Below are 18,841 nucleotides of genomic sequence, written 5' to 3'. Positions count from 1 at the left end.
TTGGGTGAGGCTATCGTAATAACTTCGGGAAAAGGCGGAGTAGGTAAGACAACAACATCTGCGAACCTCGGTACCGCCTTAGCCATTTTAGGGAAGCGCGTATGCTTAGTAGATACTGATATAGGACTGCGCAACCTTGATGTTGTAATGGGTCTTGAAAATAGAATTATTTACGATCTGGTAGACGTTGTAGAGGGCAGATGCAAAATGCATCAGGCGCTCGTAAAAGACAAACGTTTCGATGATCTGCTCTATTTAATGCCCGCTGCTCAAACGAGCGATAAGACAGCTGTTGCTCCTGAACAAATTAAAAACATGGTCCAAGAGCTTAAACAGGAATTTGACTATGTCATCATAGACTGTCCTGCCGGAATCGAGCAAGGGTACAAAAATGCCGTTTCCGGAGCTGATAAAGCGATAGTGGTCACTACGCCTGAAATCTCAGCTGTTCGTGATGCTGACCGTATTATAGGACTGCTGGAGCAAGAGGAAAATATTGAACCGCCGCGGCTCGTTGTTAACAGAATCAGAAATCACCTGATGAAAAACGGTGATACGATGGATATCGACGAAATCGTACAGCATTTGTCGATCGATTTGCTAGGAATCGTGGCTGATGATGATGAAGTCATCAAAGCTTCCAACCATGGTGAACCGATTGCGATGGACCCGAAAAACCGCGCTTCTATTGCCTATCGCAATATTGCCCGCCGCATCTTAGGTGAATCTGTTCCTTTACAGGTGCTTGAAGAGCAAAACAAAGGAATGATGGCTAAGATTAAGTCATTTTTCGGAGTAAGATCTTAATGTGATAGAATCAAAGAGAAGAATCTGACAAAGCAAATGCTATGTCAGGTTTTTTTGTTTTTGCCTGCTTTGTTCTTGACTAAACCGAATATTTGCCATGGACAAGACATATGATGTACAAACCCAACGAATGCAAAGGATGATGGCAATGAGTCACAGAGCAGATGAAATCAGAAAACGATTAGAGAAAAGAAGAAAGCAGCTTTCCGGCTCAAAACGTTTCTCTACTCAGACAGTTTCTGAAAAGCAGAAACCCCCGTCCTGGGTGATGGTAACGGATCAGGAAAAGCATGGAACACTTCCGGTCTACGAAGATAACATGCCAACATTCAACGGAAAACACCCATTGGTGAAAACAGATTCAATTATCCTGAAATGTCTTCTGTCGGCCTGCCTTGTTCTCGTTTCAGCTATAGCCTATAAAACAAACATTGAACCCGTCAGTCAGATTAAACCCGCCGTAGCCAAAACCTTTGAAACTGAATTTCAATTTGCCTCAGCAAGCCATTGGTTCGAAACCAAATTCGGAAATCCGCTTGCTTTCCTGGCTCCTGAACACAAAAATAAGGAACAGCAGATTGAAGTAGGCAAAGATCTGATCGCGCCTGCATCCGGGAAAGTACAGCAGGATTTTCAGGACAATGGGGAAGGAATTAAAGTCGAAACAAGCAGCGATAAGATTGATAGTGTAAAAGAAGGCTATGTGGTTGAAGTCAGCAAAGACAGCCAGACGGGACTGACGGTTAAGGTGCAGCATGCTGACAACACCTATAGTATTTATGGCGAGCTCAAAGATGTGGATGTTGCTTTATATGATTTTGTTGATAAAGGCAAAAAGCTCGGTTCGATTAAGCTTGATGATCATAATAAAGGGGTCTATTATTTTGCCATGAAAGACGGCGATAAATTTATTGATCCGATTCAGGTGATTTCATTTGAATAAATGGCTCGACCTTATCTTAAAGATCCATGTGCATCCTTTTCTTTGGATTATCGCGGCATTGGGCTTGCTCACAGGCCATATGAAAGCATTATTATGTCTGCTCCTGATTGTATTGATTCATGAGCTGGGGCATGCTGCTCTGGCCGTGTTTTTTTCTTGGAGAATCAAGCGTGTTTTTTTGCTGCCGTTTGGGGGAACGGTCGAAGTGGAAGAGCACGGGAATCGGCCGTTAAAGGAAGAGTTTGCGGTCATTATTGCCGGCCCTCTTCAGCACATCTGGCTTCAGTTTGCCGCCTGGATGCTTGCAGAAGTCTCAGTGATTCATCAGCATACCTTTGAACTCTTCACCTTTTATAATCTTTCTATCTTATTTGTCAATTTACTGCCGATCTGGCCGCTGGATGGAGGAAAACTGTTATTTTTGTTGTTTTCCAAACAGCTGCCTTTTCAAAAGGCTCACCGGCTTAATCTAAAAACGTCGCTCTGCTTCTGCCTGCTGCTCGGGTGCTGGGTTTTATTCGTGATTCCTCTGCAAATCAGCGCATGGGTTTTGTTTGTCTTTCTGGCTGTTTCCTTGTTTGAGGAATATCGGCAAAGGCACTATACCCATGTGAGATTTCTCCTCGAAAGGTATTACGGAAAAAACAGGGAGCTTGAGAAACTTCTGCCGCTGACAGTAAAGGCGGAGGATAAAGTCTATCATGTGATGGCCGAGTTCAAACGTGGCTGTAAGCATCCGATTATTATAGAAAAATCAGGCCAAAAGCTCAGCCAGCTTGACGAGAATGAAGTGCTGCACGCTTACTTTGCCGATAAGCGGACGAATTCTTCCATGGAGGAACTGCTTCTGCCCTACTAAAACTGATTGACAAACGCCTTGTATTTTGGTATATTTTTTAATGTTATGGATGTAGCACCATTGCTACAACCGCTCAGTACAGGTGTTAAGAGCTTTTACAGCCCCCTGGTATCTGGCGAGTCTTAGTCTAATAGGAGGTGCAGAGAATGTACGCAATCATTAAAACAGGCGGTAAACAAATCAAAGTTGAAGAAGGCCAAACTGTTTACATCGAAAAACTTGCTGCTGAAGCAGGTGAAACAGTTACTTTTGAAGACGTTTTGTTTGTTGGCGGAGACAACGTGAAAGTCGGCAACCCTACAGTTGAAGGCGCAACAGTAACGGCTAAAGTTGAAAAACAAGGCCGCGCGAAAAAAATCACTGTTTTCAGATACAAACCAAAGAAAAACGTTCATAAAAAACAAGGTCATCGTCAGCCTTACACTAAAGTGACGATCGAAAAAATCAACGCGTAAGCATGATTCAGGCAACAATCAGAAGGTCTCATGATAAAGGCATATTGTCTTTTGAAATGACGGGCCATGCGAATTTTGCTGAACATGGACAAGATCTTGTTTGTGCCGGAGTGACAGCCGTTGTGTTTGGAGCCGTTAACGCGGTCATTGTGCTCGCGGGCTTCGAGCCGCTTCTTGATATTGGGGAGGACGGGGGTTATTTTTATTTTGAATTCCCTGAATCTCTTGATCCAGAGGCACGCCAAAAAGCTCAGCTGCTGATTGAAGGCATGATTGTTTCGCTGGAGACAATCGAACGGGATTACAAAGACAACTTGCGTGTGACCACAAACATAATATAGGAGGTGAGCTACATGCTTAGATTAGATCTTCAGTTTTTCGCTTCTAAAAAAGGAGTAGGTTCTACAAAGAACGGACGTGACTCTGAGGCTAAACGTTTAGGTGCTAAACGTGCTGACGGTCAATTCGTAACAGGCGGTTCTATCCTTTACCGTCAACGCGGAACAAAAATTTACCCAGGTGAAAACGTGGGCCGCGGCGGAGATGACACTCTTTTTGCGAAAATCGACGGAACTGTTAAATTCGAACGTTTCGGCCGTGACCGCAAAAAAGTGAGCGTATATCCTGTAGCTCAATAATGATTCAAAAAACTCCGGTCGATGATGACTGGAGTTTTTTTTGCAATATGCGGAGTAAACACCTAGAATGAAATGCAGAGTATGTGCGAGCAGACCCCGCCAAGAATGAGAATAAACATCTCAAACCCACTGGATATGTTCCCCAAGCAGTAATACATAAAATGTTCTGCCTGGCTGCAAATCAACCAAAGCCAGAAAAAAGGAACATGATATTTCTGGGAAAAACAATTGTTTTTCTAACAAAGCCTTCTCTGTTATAATTCATAATACACACTTATACAGACTCCTAAATAAGAAATTAAATGATTGGGAGTGCGAAAATGAAGGATGTTTCAAAAAATCAAGAAGAAAATATAAGCGACGACACGGCATTAACAAACGAACTGATTCATCTGCTTGGCCATTCCCGGCATGATTGGATGAATAAGCTGCAGCTGATTAAAGGAAACTTAAGCTTGCAGAAGTATGACCGCGTCTTTGAAATGATTGAAGAAATGGTTATAGACGCAAAGCACGAATCAAAGCTCTCAAACCTGAAAACACCGCATTTGGCGTTTGATTTTCTTACGTTTAATTGGAAAACCCATTATATGACGCTTGAATATGAAGTTCTCGGAGAAATTAAGGATTTGTCGGCTTATGATCAAAAGCTGGCGAAACTGATGAGAAAGCTGTTTCATCTGTTTGATCAAGCAGTCAGCAGAGAGAGTGAAAATCATTTAACGGTTTCGCTTCAAACAGATCATCCTGACAGACAGCTGATTCTGTACCTTGATTTTCACGGCGCCTTTGCCGATCCATCTGCTTTTAATGATATTCGGCAGAATGGATATGAGGACATTGATATCATGCGTTTTGAAATCACGAGTCACGAATGTCTGATTGAAATTGGGTTGGACTAGCGGAGTTTTTAACGGTTTAGAACGGAGGACATTATGTTTGTAGATCAGGTCAAAGTATATGTAAAAGGCGGCGACGGCGGCAACGGTATGGTTGCGTTTCGCCGTGAAAAATATGTGCCGAAAGGCGGCCCTGCCGGCGGTGACGGAGGAAAGGGAGGAGACGTCGTTTTTGAAGTAGATGAAGGTCTCCGCACCCTGATGGATTTTAGATACAAAAAACACTTTAAAGCGATTCGCGGCGAGCATGGCATGTCCAAAAACCAGCACGGACGAAATGCTGATGATATGGTCATTAAAGTTCCGCCGGGCACCGTTGTGACAGACGATGATACGAAACAGGTCATCGCTGATTTAACAGAGCACGGACAGCGGGCTGTCATTGCAAGAGGCGGAAGAGGCGGAAGAGGAAATAGCCGCTTTGCTACACCGGCTAATCCCGCGCCTCAGCTTTCAGAAAACGGCGAGCCGGGAAAAGAACGCTACATTGTTCTTGAATTAAAAGTGCTTGCAGATGTCGGACTTGTCGGGTTCCCGAGTGTGGGAAAATCGACTTTGCTGTCTGTTGTCTCATCTGCAAAACCGAAAATTGCGGACTATCACTTTACAACGCTTGTCCCGAATCTCGGCATGGTTGAAACGGATGACGGACGCAGCTTTGTCATGGCTGATTTGCCAGGACTGATTGAAGGCGCACACCAAGGCGTCGGACTGGGCCACCAGTTTTTGCGCCATATTGAACGGACGAGGGTTATTGTTCACGTCATTGACATGTCGGGCTTAGAGGGCCGCGATCCGTATGAGGATTATCTTACGATTAACCAGGAGCTGAGCGAGTACAATCTGCGTCTCACTGAGCGTCCGCAAATTATCGTTGCAAATAAAATGGACATGCCGGAGGCTGCGGAAAATCTCGAAGCCTTTAAAGAAAAGCTGACGGATGATTATCCGGTATTCCCGATCAGTGCGGTGACAAGAGAAGGTCTGCGTGAGCTTCTGTTTGAGGTTGCCAATCAGCTTGAGAACACACCGGAATTCCCGCTGTATGACGAGGAAGAGCTTACACAAAACCGTGTCATGTACACGATGGAAAATGAAGAAGTGCCATTTAACATTACACGCGATCCAGACGGTGTATTTGTGCTTTCAGGAGACAGCCTTGAGCGGTTATTCAAGATGACTGATTTCTCACGTGATGAATCGGTTAAACGGTTTGCAAGACAGATGCGCGGAATGGGTGTTGATGAAGCACTCAGAGAACGCGGAGCCAAGGATGGAGATATAATCAGGCTTCTGGAATTTGAATTTGAATTTATTGATTAATGAATGTTGGCTGAAAAGAGAGCCTGGTGTCAGGCTCTCTATTTTAAAGGGGGGATGCAAATGAAAGAGGAGACATTTTATCTTGTCCGTGAAGATGTATTGCCCGATGCAATGAGAAAAACATTGGAAGTCAAAAAGCTGCTTGATCGAAAAAAAGCAGATTCAGTAGCAGATGCCGTTCAAAAGGTCGATTTAAGCAGAAGTGCGTTTTATAAATACAGGGATGCTGTTTTTCCATTCTACACCATGGTAAAAGAACAAATTATCACACTTTTCTTTCATTTAGAGGATAGGTCAGGTGCGTTATCTCAGCTTCTTCAGGCGGTAGCTGATTCTGGAAGCAACGTTCTTTCCATTCACCAGACCATTCCGCTTCAAGGCAGAGCAAATGTGACACTGTCTATCAGTACGTCGGCAATGGAAGAAGACATTCATACATTAATGAATAAGCTCAGGAAGTTTGATTTTGTAGAAAAGGTTGAAATATTAGGTTCAGGTGCATAAGGGAGAGAAAATCGTCATGAAAGTCGGTTATTTAGGTCCAGCAGCTACATTTACACATCTAGCAGTCAGTTCTTGTTTTCAAAACGGCGCCGAACATGTTGCTTACCGCACCATTCCGGAGTGTATAGATGCAGCCGTTGTAGGCGAAGTTGATTTTGCTTTTGTTCCTTTGGAAAATGCATTAGAAGGATCTGTTAATCTAACAATAGACTATTTAATACATGAACAGCCCTTGCCAATCGTGGGTGAAATGACGTTGCCGATTCATCAGCACTTGCTCGTCCATCCCTCTAGAGAGAATGCATGGAAAGAGCTCGACAAAATTTACTCGCATTCACACGCGATTGCGCAATGCCATAAATTTCTCCATCGACATTTTCCTTCCGTTCCATATGAATACGCCAATTCTACCGGGGCGGCAGCAAAGTTTGTCAGTGACCATCCCGAGCTGAATATCGGGGTCATTGCCAATGATATGGCAGCTTCTACATACGAATTAAAAATCGTGAAACGGGATATACAGGATTATAGGGACAATCATACAAGATTTGTTATCCTGTCTCCTGATGAAAACATATCTTTTGAAGTGAATTCAAAATTGAGCTCTAGGCCCAAAACGACCTTAATGGTCATGCTGCCGCAGGATGATCAGTCCGGGGCGCTGCATAGAGTGCTGTCTGCATTTTCTTGGAGAAATTTAAACCTGTCAAAAATTGAGTCACGTCCGACTAAAACCGGATTAGGCCATTATTTCTTTATTATTGATATTGAGAAATCGTTTGATGATGTATTGATTCCAGGGGCCATGCAGGAGCTTGAAGCGCTCGGCTGCAAAGTGAGGCTTCTGGGTGCATACCAGTCTTACCAATTATAAAAAAAGCCCACTAGAGGGCTTTTTTTAGTCTTTAATTAAAATGCCGGCTTCTTCAAGTGCTTGGCAGGCTTGATCGATGCGATGTTCATCAGGTGCTGTCAGTGTATGCAGGTGCACGCCGTCGGTCAGCTGTGATAAGTAGGCAGCATTCGTAGAATTGATTTTTTTGATGAAATGGCTAACTTCCTTCCGGGTGCCTACTTGGATGGCTGCAGTTAAATCTCCGTATACGGGATGCTCGATTTTTACGTCTTTTACTGTAACGCCTTCGTCGACGATGAGCTGCAGTTCCTCTTCTGTCCGTTCAGGACCGTGCATACATGCTATGATTCTTTCTGCCTGCTGGTGCTGCTGAGCGGCTGCATCAATGTATACATATCCTTGGCTTGTGGCGATAATCGGTACATTTTTCGCTTTCAAGAGGGATATATCCTGTACAATAACCTGTCTTGAAACGTTCGCTTTTTTTGCGAGTTCTCCTCCTGTCAGCGGTGATTTAGATTCCTTCAGCCACAGAAGAAGCTGGTCACGCCTGTTGGCGCCCATTAGCTTTAATTCTTCGGTCAATATCAAATTCTCCTTTCTTTTGTTCCCAAAGCACTGTAAACGTATGTAATAACTGTTCCAGCTGTTCAGCTGTTGTATGCCTGCCAAAAGAGATGCGGATAAATTGCAGAGCTTCTTGTTCGGTTTTTCTTAATGCTTTCATTGTTTCAGACGGACCGTGGTAACCTGCAGAACAAGCGCTGCCGGTTGAAATGCAAATATTACTCCGATTACATTCTAACATAACATATTGTCCTTCAAATGAGTGAAAAAAACACCCTATAATATGCGGAAGACATTCTGCTTGGGAAGTGTCTGCCGCAAGGGTTACAGGGAGAGACCGAATACGGATTTGGTCTAGAAAGTATGTTCTTAATGCCTCATTGCGGGATATCTGTTTTTCTATTTCGCTTACGATCAATTCTGCAGCGGCAGTGAAGGCACCGATCCCGGGAACATTTACGGTGCCGGCTCTGAATCCGTATTCGTGAGTAGTCAGAGGATAAACGGGCTTCCAAGGGACATCCGGTCGGATATAGACCGCCCCTACTCCTTTAGGACCGTGGATTTTATGGCTGGACATTGAGAGTGCATCTACTCCCAGATTTTTTGTATTGATCGGGATCTTTCCAAATGTTTGAACAGCGTCGCAATGAAGAAGAATCCCCTTATTGTGAAGGTATGAAGACAGGCGTTGAATGGGCTGAATGATCCCGGTTTCAGAATTTGCATGCTGAATAGATACAAGGCCTGTTTCCGGCCGGATATGGGCTAGTAATATTTCCTCGGTAATAAGCCCGTATTCATTCGGTTCAATGACTGTTACATCATATCCCTGCTGTTCCAAAAAAGCAGCACAATTATGAATGGACTGATGCTCCATGGCAGTCGTAATAAAATGTCTTTTCGTTTTTGGCAGGCCGTTTAGCAATGATTGAATGGCCAGAAAGTTGGATTCAGTGCCGCCGCTTGTAAAATAGATGCCGCTTGCTTCTCCGCCAATGATGTTGGCGATTTTTTTACGGCAGTACTCCAGTATGTGCTTTGCTTTTCCTCCTGCATCATGCAGGCTGCTGGCATTTCCGTACACATCCATACTAAGCTTCTGATATACGGTAAGGGCTTCCTCACAAATAGGCGTTGTCGCTGCATAATCTAAATAAATCATCCGGTCTTCCTCCGTTCTCCATAAAAAACTCTTGAGTTTATTTTATCCTTGTGTAAATATAGGTGTCAAGACAGGTGTAAACAACAGGAGGATGGCATATGTCTAAAAAGACGATTGCAGTCATCGGTTCAGGGGCGGCGGCACTTTCCTTAGCTGCAGCTTTCCCGCCATCATACGAAGTGACTGTTATCACAAAAAAAAGCGTCAAAAACAGCAATTCTGTCTATGCACAAGGCGGGATTGCTGCGGTCTATGCAAAAGATGACTCGATTGAAGCCCATCTGGAGGATACGTTATACGCAGGGTGCGGCCATAATAATCTAGCTATTGTAGCAGACATTTTACATGATGGAAAAATGATGGTTCAAAGCCTATTGGAGCGTGGATTTCCATTCGACCGCAATGAACGAGGCGGTGTTTGTCTTGGAAGAGAAGGGGCCCACTCATACAACCGCATATTTCATGCAGGCGGAGACGCAACAGGCAGGCTGCTTATCGATTATTTGCTCAAACGGATCAACAGCAAAATCAAGTTAATCGAGAATGAAATGGCAGCAGATTTGCTTATAGAGTACGGACGATGTATCGGCGTCATGACAAAAGACAGCAAAGGGCGGCTCAAGGTAAGGCACGCAGACGAAGTTGTGCTGGCTGCAGGCGGCTGTGGAAACCTGTTTCTTCACCATACGAATGATCTCGCTGTCACAGGTGACGGTCTTTCTCTGGCTTACCGGGCCGGGGCGGAATTAACGGATTTGGAGTTTACTCAGTTTCACCCGACACTGCTTGTGAAAAATGGTGTTTCCTACGGGCTTGTTTCAGAAGCTGTCAGAGGGGAAGGCGGATGTTTAGTAGACGAAAACGGCCGCAGGATTATGGCTGAACGGCATCCTTTAGGTGACCTGGCTCCAAGAGATATTGTCTCACGGGTTATTCACGAAGAAATGGCAAAAGGAAATCGCGTTTATATAGACTTCAGTGCGATTTCTGATTTTGAAACTCGTTTCCCTACCATCACCGCCATTTGTGAAAAAGCAGGGGTTGATATTCACAGCGGAAAAATTCCTGTTGCTCCGGGAATGCATTTCTTAATGGGAGGTGTTTCAGTTAATCGCTGGGGAGAAACGACAGTGCCGGGACTTTATGCGATTGGCGAGACAGCATGCTCCGGTTTACATGGAGCAAACAGGCTTGCAAGCAATTCTTTATTGGAAGCGCTGGTATTTGGAAAAAGGGCAGCAGAGCATATTATCCAAAAACCGGTTTATAACAGGCAATATCAATCAAGGCTAGAAACCAGTGTTGTCTACGAGGTGCCGGATATAGAGGTGCATGAACTGCAAAGCAAAATGACAAGCCACATGTCTATTCTGCGGGAACAAAGCAGTTTGATTGAGCTTAGCATCTGGCTTCATATGCTGCCTTTTCAGGAAGTAAATGTGAAGGATATCACAATTCGGCAGATGGAGCTTTCTCATCTATGGCAAACTGCAAAGCTGATGACGTTTTCTGCGCTTTTGCGGGAGGAAAGCAGAGGGGCTCACTTCCGCACCGATTTTCCTCATGCTGAGGTGAGCTGGCAAGGAAGACAAATTGTCCATACAAAAAAAGGAACGAAGATCAGAAAAAACGGGGGGATTTGGAACAATGAATCATTTACAGCTGAAAAAATTACTGAATCACTTTTTTCTTGAGGATATTGGGACAGGGGATCTTACATCGCAGTCTATTTTTGGAGAACAGAGCTGTGAAGCAGAGATTGTTGCAAAGTCAGAGGGTATCTTTGCAGGAGCAGCGATCATAAAAGAAGGCTTTTCGTTATTGGACGAAAGTGTTCGAACCATATTACGCAAATCAGATGGGGACATGTTGCATAAAGGTGAAGTGATTGCCGAGTTACAAGGTCCCGCAGCTGCGCTCCTTTCAGGAGAGCGGGTCGTATTAAATCTTATTCAGAGGCTGTCAGGAATTGCGACAATGACAAGAGAGGCTGTTCGTTGTCTGGATGATGAACAGATTAAAATTTGTGACACGAGAAAAACAACACCGGGGCTCAGAATGCTGGAGAAATATGCTGTCAGAGCCGGCGGCGGGTATAATCATCGATTCGGTTTGTATGACGGCATCATGATTAAAGATAATCATATCGCAGCATGCGGTTCTATTTTAGAGGCGTGCAAAAAAGCCCGTCAGGCCGCAGGGCACATGGTAAATATCGAGGTGGAAATTGAAACGGAGGAACAGCTGCGGGAAGCAATTGCAGCTGGCGCGGATGTTATTATGTTTGACAACTGTCCGCCTGATACGGTCCGTCATTTTGCAAAGCTCACACCGGATCATATAAAAACTGAAGCCTCCGGCGGGATTACGTTAGAATCTTTGCCTGCTTTTAAAGGGACGGGTGTGAATTATATTTCATTAGGATTTCTGACTCATTCCGTCAAAAGTTTAGATATCAGCATGGATGTTACGTTATCAAATGAATCTGTGGAGGAATGCCGTTATGTCAATTCTTGATGTGATCAAACAATCGAATGATATGATGCCCGAAAGTTATAAAGAACTATCGAGAAAGGATATGGAAACGCGCGTTGCCGCCATTAAGAAAAAGTTCGGCAACAGGCTCTTTATACCAGGCCATCATTATCAAAAGGATGAAGTGATACAATTTGCTGACCAAACAGGCGACTCCCTGCAATTGGCCCAAGTAGCGGAAAAAAACAAAGAAGCGGATTATATCGTATTTTGCGGCGTTCACTTTATGGCAGAAACCGCCGATATGCTGACAAGCGAGCAGCAAACGGTCGTCCTGCCAGATATGAGAGCTGGATGTTCTATGGCTGACATGGCTGACATGCAGCAGACCAATAGGGCATGGAAGAAGCTTCAGCATATATTTGGAGATACGATCATACCTTTAACTTATGTGAACTCCACTGCGGAGATCAAGGCATTCGTCGGAAAGCATGGCGGAGCAACTGTGACTTCTTCGAATGCGAAAAAAGTGCTTGAATGGGCGTTTACACAGAAAAAAAGAATTTTATTTTTGCCTGATCAGCATTTAGGGAGAAATACGGCTTATGATCTGGGCATTGCGCTTGAAGATATGGCTGTGTGGGACCCGATGAAAGATGAATTAGTAGCTGAATCCGGGCATACGAATGTGAAAGTGATTTTGTGGAAAGGGCATTGCTCTGTTCACGAGAAATTCACCACTAAAAATATCCATGATATGAGAGAGCGAGACCCCGACATTCAGATCATTGTGCACCCGGAATGCTCACACGAAGTCGTGACACTAAGCGATGATAACGGATCAACGAAATATATTATCGACACAATCAACCAGGCTCCGGCGGGAAGCAAGTGGGCAATCGGGACAGAAATGAATCTTGTTCAGCGGATCATTCACGAGCATCCAGATAAACAAATTGAATCACTCAACCCTGACATGTGCCCTTGCCTGACAATGAACCGAATTGATTTGCCGCATTTGTTGTGGTCGTTGGAACAAATTGAAAAAGGAGAACCTTCAGGCGTCATCAAGGTGCCAAAAGCCATTCAGGAAGATGCACTCCTTGCCCTGAATCGAATGCTTTCGATCACGTAGATCAGAAATATTTTCCCTTCCTGTACTCATAACTTCTTTTGTTCAGTCATATGTTGTGAAGAAACATATTGTAATCACAGCTGAACTGTTCACGTTTTGCATAGGAGGGGAAAACGTTGAAAATCCATATCGTTCAAAAAGGCGATTCGCTCTGGAAAATAGCTGAAAAGTACGGAGTCGATGTTGAGGAAGTGAAAAAACTCAATACACAGCTTAGCAATCCAGACTTAATCATGCCTGGAATGAAAATAAAAGTGCCATCAGAAGGAGTCCCGGTCAGAAAAGAGCCAAAAGCGGGCAAAAGTCCTGCGGCCGGGAGTGTGAAGCAAGAACATCCGTATGCGAAAGAGAAGCCTAAATCCGTTGTCGATGTAGAAGACACAAAGCCGAAAGAAAAGAAGTCCATGCCGTATGTCCCGCCGATGCCTAATTTGCAGGAAAATGTGTACCCTGAAGCTGATGTGAACGATTATTATGATATGAAACAGCTTTTCCAGCCTTGGTCGCCTCCTAAACCGGAGGAGCCGAAAAAACATCATGACGGAAATATGGATCATATGTATCATATGCAAGACCAATTTCCACAACAGGAGGCTATGAGTAATATGGAAAATGCAAATTATCCGAATATGCCTAATATGCCAAAGGCGCCAGAGGTAGGCGGTGTAGAAGAAGAAAACGTTCATCACACAGTTCCGAATATGCCGGCTGTTCAGCCTTATTATCATTATCCGGCTCATTTCGTACCGTGTCCGGTGCCTGTTTCGCCAATTCTTCCAGGATCAGGGTTATGCTATCCGTACTATCCGGCACAAGCTTATCCAATGCATCCGATGCATGGATACCAGCCAGGCTTCGTATCGCCTCAGTATGACCCGGGTTATGAAAACCAGCATCATGAAAACAGCCATCATGGACATTACGGTTCATACGGTGCGCCGCAATACGCATCTCCGGCTTATGGATCTCCGTTTGGACATATGCCGTATGGCCCTTATTACGGCACTCCCCAAGTAATGGGAGCATACCAGCCTGCTGCGGCTCATGGTTACATGCCATACAAAGATCATGACGACTGCGGCTGTGACGGTGATCATCAGCCATATTTCTCTGCGCCTGGCCATTCGGGAATGGGAGCTTATGGAAGCCCTAATATGCCATATGGCACAGCTAACCCAAATCCAAACCCATATTCGGCAGGAGTTTCTATGCCAATGACGAACCAGCCTTCTGTAAACCAAATGTTTGGCCGGCCAGAAGAAGAAAATGAGTGATCGTTCGGAACGATGTAAATCGTTCCTTTTTTTGTTTTCAAGCAGATCACTGCCAAATGGAGAGAACTGACACGCTTAACATGCCCCCCATACGCACATGATAAAAGCGAGCAAACATGCTCAATTCGTCCACGGGGGGTTTTTCCATTGGGTAAAAAAATGACGATCGCTAGCCTGATTCTAATGACAGCCGGCTTAACAGCATGCGGAGCAAACGATAATGCTATGAATGATACGCGCAATAACGGCAATACCCGTCCAATCGGATATTATACAAATGAAAATGACGCCGATAGACAGGGAGACGGAATCGACCACGATGGTCCTGTTTCTGAATTAATGGAGGATCAGAACGATGGTAACCGAAACACCACGAATGTAAATAACCGTGACCGTGTTACCGCTGACGATCGTGTTCCTTTGGCAACTGACGGAACATATAACAACACGAATAACCGAAACATGAATCGGAATGCAGCGAACAACGGGTATGACAACCAAGAAAACAGAAGACTGGCTGCAAAAATCGCCAACCGTGTGAAACAAGTGAAAAACGTCAATGACACACAAGTTATGGTATCGGATGACCGAGTAGTTATCGCAGTCAAAAGCCACAGAGAGTTCACAAAGTCTGACAGAGATAATGTCGTAAAAGCAGCGCGCAACTATGCAAATGGCCGTGACGTCCAAGTATCAACAGATAAAGGGCTGTTCAGAAAACTTCATAAAATGAACAACCGCTAGGAAGGAAGGGCTGCCGGAAGTGATATTCGGCAGCCTTTTTCTTTGCATCAGCGAACAATTCCCATTAAAGTGTACATAGAAAATGTAAAAGAAGGTGAAAACATGGCAGGCCATTCCAAGTGGAAAAACATTCAAAAAAGAAAAAATGCACAGGATGCAAAGCGCGGGAAAATATTTATGAAGCTGGCAAAAGAAATCTATGTGGCAGCGAAAGAAGGCGGAGCGGATCCAGAAGCAAATTCAGCATTGCGTCTTGTCATCGAAAAAGCAAAAGGCGCCAATATGCCGAATGAAAATATAGATCGGGCCATTAAAAAAGCTGCGGGAGGCCAAGACGGAAGCAGCTATGAAGAAATCACCTATGAAGGCTACGGCCCTTCAGGGATTGCCGTCATGGTTGAATGCGTAACAGATAATAAAAACCGAACGGCGTCAAATGTGCGGACAGCCTTTAATAAAAATGGCGGAAGTCTGGGAGAAAGCGGATGTGTAGCCTTTTTATTTGAACGAAAGGGGTACATTACGATAGACTGTACTGAACGGCAAATAGAAGAAGATGAGCTCATGCTTGATGTGCTTGAAGCAGGAGGAGAAGAGCTGCGAATTGAAGAAGACCTATATGAGGTTTTCACAGAGCCTGAGCATTTTGAAGAGGTGAAAACAGCCCTCGAATCGAAATATCTAATTTCTTCGGCGGAGGTGACCATGCTTCCCAATACCTATGCAGAAGCCGATGATCAGGCTGTTGAGAAGCTGGAAACATTAATAGACGTCCTTGAAGATGACGATGATGTTCAAGAAGTGTATACAAACTATCGTTCATAAAAAACCGGCACGAGGTCATATCGGGCCGGTTTAAGTATGTTCAGGAGACACGTTCACTTTCATGAGTGTATTCTTTCTCCCAGAAATCAGCGTTTTTGATACCCAGCGCTTTTGGATCAAAGACCGGGTCTAAGCCCTGCTTCTTTTGGCGCTCATAATCCTTTAAAGCAAGAAGCGCCGGCTTGGCAAGCAGCACAATGGCAATGACGTTCAGCCATACCATAATGCCAAGCCCTGCATCCCCTAATGCCCAAGCAAGTGAAGCTGTTTTCACAGTACCATAGAACGTGGCGGCTAAAATAATCAGTTTTAAGCCAAGCATCGCCCATCTGCTTTCTCTGCCTCGTGCTAAATAGGCGATATTTGTTTCTGCGATGTAGTAATACGCCATAATTGTTGTAAAAGCGAAGAAGAATAAAGCGATGGCAACAAAGCCTGCACCGAATCCGGGAAGAACACTGTCAATTGCCGCTTGTGTGAAACCAGGTCCTGCTTCTACGCCTTTAAGCTGGTGAACGATAAAGGAACCATCTGCGGCCTGGGTATTGTACATGCCGGTAAACAAGATCATGAAAGCTGTAGCGGAACATACAAACAAGGTGTCAATATAAACAGAAAATGCCTGAACCAGTCCCTGCTTGACCGGATGAGAAACCTCTGCAGCAGCTGCCGGATGCGGGCCTGTTCCCTGGCCGGCTTCGTTTGAGTAAATGCCACGTTTAACGCCCCAGGAAATCGCCATGCCGATCAAGCCGCCAAAAGCGGAATCCAATGCAAAAGCACTTTTGAATATTAATGAGATCACAGCAGGCAATTCAGACACATTCATGACAATAATAATCAAAGACAGCAGGATATATCCAATGGCCATAAATGGAACAATCATTTGCGCCACATTGGCAATTCGTTTGACGCCGCCAAAAATAATGAACCCTAATAATAAAACCAGACCACACCCTGTGACGAAAGGAGAGATGCCGAATGCATTTTGGATCCCAGCCGCAATGGAGTTGGACTGTACGCCCGGCATTAGAAAGGCCATTGCAATAAGGGCAGCAGCGGCAAATAAGACGGCAAACCACTTAATGCCTAAGCCTTTTTCTATATAATAAGCAGGGCCGCCCCTATATTGACCGTCTTGTTTCACTTTGTAAATTTGAGCAAGCGTTGATTCTACAAAGGCACTCGCCGCCCCGATAAAGGCAATCGCCCACATCCAGAACACTGCACCGGGTCCGCCGAATGCAATTGCTGTCGCCACTCCCGCGATGTTTCCTGTGCCCACACGGCCGGACAGCGCAATCGATAACGCTTGGAAAGATGAAACGCCGGCTTCAGAGCTCTTGCCTTTGAACATCTGAACAATCATTTCTTTTAAATGTCGGACTTGTAAAAAACGGGTCATAATTGAAAAGGCGAATCCAATTCCCAATAAAATATAAATGACGGGCGTACTCCATAAGACCGCATTCAAACTAGCAACAAAATCTGCCATCAAGCTTCCCCCTCACTTCAAATTCGAATACATGTATAAAAAGGATTTTGGTCTAATCGAACTATTTCTACAATCGATTTGTCACATTATATGACCTGTAATTATCAATAAGAAGAGGAAGGGAAAAAGAAAAAACGCGGCGTATCGACTACGCTGCGTTTTTCTACAGAGGCAAACTTATGGCAATTGTTATAAAATTCTTCAGCAACAAATAGCCTAGTTCAGTCAAACCGTATATAAAGGATAAAGCAATCACAAAATGATTAAAATGCTTTTCATCATTTGTTCCGTTCATCTTATTCATGTTTCATCACCTCACTGACGCCTGCGGCGGTTCTTCTCGGATCCAATGATCATCTTTTCGCCAATCATACGTTTCATCAGTATCGAGATGTAAAGTCTGATTGCCGATTTTCACTGTATTGTGATTGATCCACGTCACTGCTGGGCGGCTGTCCGGGTAATTCCAGTATATTGTTCTCTTGACAAGTGTTTTTTCATTTACAAGTTCACCTCTGGCTGCATCTAAGCTCAAGGTGTTTTCGGATACATAAGTGTTTAACGTATAGCTGCCGTCCGGCGATTCAACCGATTGGACGAGATTGCCTTTCGGAACGTTTTTTAGTGAAAATAACATCCAATAGATGGCGCCGCCGAAGAAGACCAGCAGGGCAAACATAATAAGCGGGATGTTGCTGCGTCTCTTAATGTGACTCTCTCCCTTTTTTTCTCTCATTTTACCATATATCGGATTCATATGATCTTTACATTTCTTTAAAATTACCTCAATAAAGCGATGATATGATGAAATAAAGCCAATAAAGGGTGGGGGGAGACAGAAATGGAAAAAACGTATTGTCATTCCGGCGAGAAGGACCCAGAAGCGGTCTACTTAACTGTGAGAGGCTATCGAATTAAGCTGTCGCCTGAACAAATGAAACTGATTTCTGCCGTCAGAAAGTAAAAAATACATGATAAAGGCAGCCGCTTGTGCGGCTGCCTTTTTGATTTAAGAATATTTTCTTTTCCGCTGTGCGAAATGCTTTTGAAACCAATCTTTCTTATATAAAAATGCGATGATCTCCAGCCAAAAACCCGGAATCTTTTTGGGGAATATCGGTTTTTTGTAGAGTGCATCATATGCGGATTTTAAGTCGTCCCACTGCGTGCATGTTTTTGTCTGCTCAAATCTCGCAACATCAATCACCCGCACCGCCCCGGTTTCTGTCAATATCAGATTCCGTAAATGAATATCTGACGGGTTCAGTCCGGCTGCCCGGGCGTCAGAAAGCGCTTCTTCAACCTGCTGAATCATGTCATCACTGATTGCAATGCCTTTCTTCAGACAGTTATAAAAGGTTTCACCTTTAATATATTCCATGAGAATAAATGAATCGCCAGTTTCGTAAATGTCAGGATAGAATGCGGACCCGGCTAATTTTTCATAGATCGCTGCTTCTTTGACTGCTGTCGCTTGATATTCCGGAAAAAATACTTTCAGCGCCATTTTTCGACCGCCTTCTGTTAAGGCAAACACATAGGCGCTTCTTCCCTTGCCGATTAGTGTTAATTCCTCGGATTTCTCTTTGACTTTATCAAATCTGCTGTTCTTGCGGTATATGACGGAATGGGCCAGTGCCTCTGCTTTTGTCAGCATTTCATTCACCTTCTTTGCTCTATTTTATGCAGCTGTTTATAGGAAAATCATAAACTGTTCAGGAAAAAGAGCCTAATTCTAGTGTATCTGGTCTTGAAGAAGAAGGCTACTTATAAGCATGAATTGTGATAAAAGAGACATAGAACGTTTAATTTCCATTCTTGAAAAGCGCTTACAAATGGGATAGTATTAATTTTAAATAAAGCGCTTTCGTGAATGA

General features: G+C 44.2%; 24 protein-coding genes and 1 other annotated feature. Of the genes, 17 read left to right on the top strand and 7 right to left on the bottom strand.

Features of this window, described 5'->3' with window-relative positions; all coding sequences use genetic code 11:
• The 6 genes from minD (at position 1) to rpmA (ending at position 3,702) form a co-directional block, all read left to right on the top strand.
• Entirely contained in the window at positions 1-807 is an 807-nt protein-coding gene (minD, locus tag MHH79_RS14255) for a septum site-determining protein MinD (RefSeq protein ID WP_004398624.1), read from the top strand.
• Positions 808-955: 148 nt separating this feature from the next.
• On the top strand, positions 956-1,750 hold the full coding sequence (gene spoIVFA / locus MHH79_RS14250; RefSeq protein ID WP_340034671.1) for a stage IV sporulation protein SpoIVFA: 795 nt from the start codon (positions 956-958) through the stop codon (positions 1,748-1,750).
• Positions 1,743-2,609, top strand: a complete 867-nt coding sequence (gene spoIVFB, locus MHH79_RS14245; RefSeq protein ID WP_103803775.1) for a stage IV sporulation intramembrane metalloprotease SpoIVFB — start codon at positions 1,743-1,745, stop codon at positions 2,607-2,609. Before spoIVFA ends, spoIVFB begins: the two co-directional genes overlap by 8 nt.
• A gap of 57 nt (positions 2,610-2,666) precedes the next feature.
• Positions 2,667-2,742: a sequence feature (ribosomal protein L21 leader region), on the top strand.
• A gap of 13 nt (positions 2,743-2,755) precedes the next feature.
• The gene (rplU, locus tag MHH79_RS14240; protein ID WP_003229668.1) at positions 2,756-3,064 is read left to right on the top strand and encodes a 50S ribosomal protein L21; all 309 of its coding nucleotides are present in this window, start codon (positions 2,756-2,758) and stop codon (positions 3,062-3,064) included.
• Between the two features lie 2 nt (positions 3,065-3,066).
• Complete coding sequence (locus tag MHH79_RS14235) at positions 3,067-3,405, top strand: ribosomal-processing cysteine protease Prp (protein ID WP_003229669.1); 339 nt, start codon at positions 3,067-3,069, stop codon at positions 3,403-3,405.
• Positions 3,406-3,417: 12 nt separating this feature from the next.
• The gene (gene rpmA, locus MHH79_RS14230) at positions 3,418-3,702 is read left to right on the top strand and encodes a 50S ribosomal protein L27 (RefSeq protein ID WP_003222623.1); all 285 of its coding nucleotides are present in this window, start codon (positions 3,418-3,420) and stop codon (positions 3,700-3,702) included.
• A 120-nt stretch (positions 3,703-3,822) separates the two neighbouring features.
• Here rpmA and MHH79_RS14225 read toward each other — a convergent pair whose 3' ends face one another.
• Positions 3,823-3,945, bottom strand: a complete 123-nt coding sequence (locus MHH79_RS14225; RefSeq protein ID WP_003229671.1) for a hypothetical protein — start codon at positions 3,943-3,945, stop codon at positions 3,823-3,825.
• A 77-nt stretch (positions 3,946-4,022) separates the two neighbouring features.
• Between MHH79_RS14225 and spo0B the strand changes: the two genes are divergently transcribed.
• From spo0B to pheA, 4 genes are read left to right on the top strand one after another with little or no spacing between them, the layout of a single operon-like run.
• Positions 4,023-4,604: a sporulation initiation phosphotransferase Sop0B gene (spo0B, locus tag MHH79_RS14220; protein ID WP_015483521.1), complete on the top strand. Its 582-nt coding sequence runs from the start codon at positions 4,023-4,025 to the stop codon at positions 4,602-4,604.
• Between the two features lie 33 nt (positions 4,605-4,637).
• Entirely contained in the window at positions 4,638-5,924 is a 1,287-nt protein-coding gene (obgE, locus tag MHH79_RS14215; RefSeq protein WP_003229675.1) for a GTPase ObgE, read from the top strand.
• 60 nt (positions 5,925-5,984) lie between these two features.
• On the top strand, positions 5,985-6,428 hold the full coding sequence (gene thrR, locus MHH79_RS14210; protein ID WP_003222630.1) for a transcriptional regulator ThrR: 444 nt from the start codon (positions 5,985-5,987) through the stop codon (positions 6,426-6,428).
• A 16-nt stretch (positions 6,429-6,444) separates the two neighbouring features.
• Complete coding sequence (pheA, locus tag MHH79_RS14205) at positions 6,445-7,302, top strand: prephenate dehydratase (protein WP_340034669.1); 858 nt, start codon at positions 6,445-6,447, stop codon at positions 7,300-7,302.
• Between the two features lie 24 nt (positions 7,303-7,326).
• On the opposite strand, the gene MHH79_RS14200 is transcribed toward pheA, so the two are convergent.
• Together MHH79_RS14200 and nifS are read right to left on the bottom strand one after the other, a co-directional pair.
• Positions 7,327-7,869: a transcription repressor NadR gene (locus tag MHH79_RS14200; RefSeq protein ID WP_340034668.1), complete on the bottom strand. Its 543-nt coding sequence runs from the start codon at positions 7,867-7,869 to the stop codon at positions 7,327-7,329.
• Positions 7,829-9,016 carry a cysteine desulfurase NifS gene (gene nifS / locus MHH79_RS14195; protein ID WP_340034667.1) on the bottom strand — a complete coding sequence of 396 codons (1,188 nt, stop codon included), beginning with the start codon at positions 9,014-9,016 and terminating at the stop codon, positions 7,829-7,831. Before nifS ends, MHH79_RS14200 begins: the two co-directional genes overlap by 41 nt.
• A gap of 98 nt (positions 9,017-9,114) precedes the next feature.
• On the opposite strand from nifS, the gene nadB reads away from it, so the two are divergent.
• The 6 genes from nadB to MHH79_RS14165 all read left to right on the top strand — a co-directional run bounded on the left by nadB (position 9,115) and on the right by MHH79_RS14165 (position 15,469).
• Positions 9,115-10,710, top strand: coding sequence for an L-aspartate oxidase (gene nadB, locus MHH79_RS14190; RefSeq protein WP_340034666.1), 1,596 nt, complete (start codon positions 9,115-9,117; stop codon positions 10,708-10,710).
• Positions 10,664-11,533 carry a carboxylating nicotinate-nucleotide diphosphorylase gene (nadC, locus tag MHH79_RS14185; protein ID WP_340034665.1) on the top strand — a complete coding sequence of 290 codons (870 nt, stop codon included), beginning with the start codon at positions 10,664-10,666 and terminating at the stop codon, positions 11,531-11,533. The genes nadB and nadC overlap by 47 nt, the downstream gene beginning before the upstream one ends.
• Positions 11,520-12,626: a quinolinate synthase NadA gene (nadA, locus tag MHH79_RS14180; protein WP_340034664.1), complete on the top strand. Its 1,107-nt coding sequence runs from the start codon at positions 11,520-11,522 to the stop codon at positions 12,624-12,626. The genes nadC and nadA overlap by 14 nt, the downstream gene beginning before the upstream one ends.
• 116 nt (positions 12,627-12,742) lie before the next feature.
• Positions 12,743-13,900 (top strand): spore coat assembly protein SafA, encoded by a 1,158-nt coding sequence (gene safA, locus MHH79_RS14175; protein WP_063335533.1) that lies wholly within the window; start codon positions 12,743-12,745, stop codon positions 13,898-13,900.
• Positions 13,901-14,047: 147 nt separating this feature from the next.
• Entirely contained in the window at positions 14,048-14,644 is a 597-nt protein-coding gene (gene sgpA, locus MHH79_RS14170; protein WP_003245996.1) for a spore germination protein SgpA, read from the top strand.
• A 102-nt stretch (positions 14,645-14,746) separates the two neighbouring features.
• A complete protein-coding gene (locus MHH79_RS14165) occupies positions 14,747-15,469 on the top strand; it encodes a YebC/PmpR family DNA-binding transcriptional regulator (protein WP_340035164.1) in 723 nt (240 codons plus the stop codon).
• 40 nt (positions 15,470-15,509) lie between these two features.
• Here MHH79_RS14165 and MHH79_RS14160 read toward each other — a convergent pair whose 3' ends face one another.
• The 3 genes from MHH79_RS14160 to MHH79_RS14150 all read right to left on the bottom strand — a co-directional run bounded on the left by MHH79_RS14160 (position 15,510) and on the right by MHH79_RS14150 (position 17,601).
• Entirely contained in the window at positions 15,510-16,964 is a 1,455-nt protein-coding gene (locus MHH79_RS14160) for an alanine/glycine:cation symporter family protein (protein ID WP_063335532.1), read from the bottom strand.
• Positions 16,965-17,127: 163 nt separating this feature from the next.
• Complete coding sequence (locus MHH79_RS14155; protein WP_015483515.1) at positions 17,128-17,268, bottom strand: hypothetical protein; 141 nt, start codon at positions 17,266-17,268, stop codon at positions 17,128-17,130.
• A gap of 6 nt (positions 17,269-17,274) precedes the next feature.
• The gene (locus MHH79_RS14150; protein ID WP_175950709.1) at positions 17,275-17,601 is read right to left on the bottom strand and encodes a DUF5412 family protein; all 327 of its coding nucleotides are present in this window, start codon (positions 17,599-17,601) and stop codon (positions 17,275-17,277) included.
• 204 nt (positions 17,602-17,805) lie between these two features.
• On the opposite strand from MHH79_RS14150, the gene MHH79_RS14145 reads away from it, so the two are divergent.
• A complete protein-coding gene (locus MHH79_RS14145) occupies positions 17,806-17,928 on the top strand; it encodes a hypothetical protein (protein ID WP_003229707.1) in 123 nt (40 codons plus the stop codon).
• Between the two features lie 45 nt (positions 17,929-17,973).
• On the opposite strand, the gene MHH79_RS14140 is transcribed toward MHH79_RS14145, so the two are convergent.
• Positions 17,974-18,621: a phosphotransferase gene (locus tag MHH79_RS14140; RefSeq protein ID WP_015483514.1), complete on the bottom strand. Its 648-nt coding sequence runs from the start codon at positions 18,619-18,621 to the stop codon at positions 17,974-17,976.
• Positions 18,622-18,841: the final 220 nt, after the last annotated feature.

Source organism: Bacillus sp. FSL K6-0993, from assembly GCF_037977205.1.
Lineage (GTDB): Bacteria > Bacillota > Bacilli > Bacillales > Bacillaceae > Bacillus > Bacillus subtilis.
This window is presented reverse-complemented; position numbering and strand designations above follow the sequence as displayed.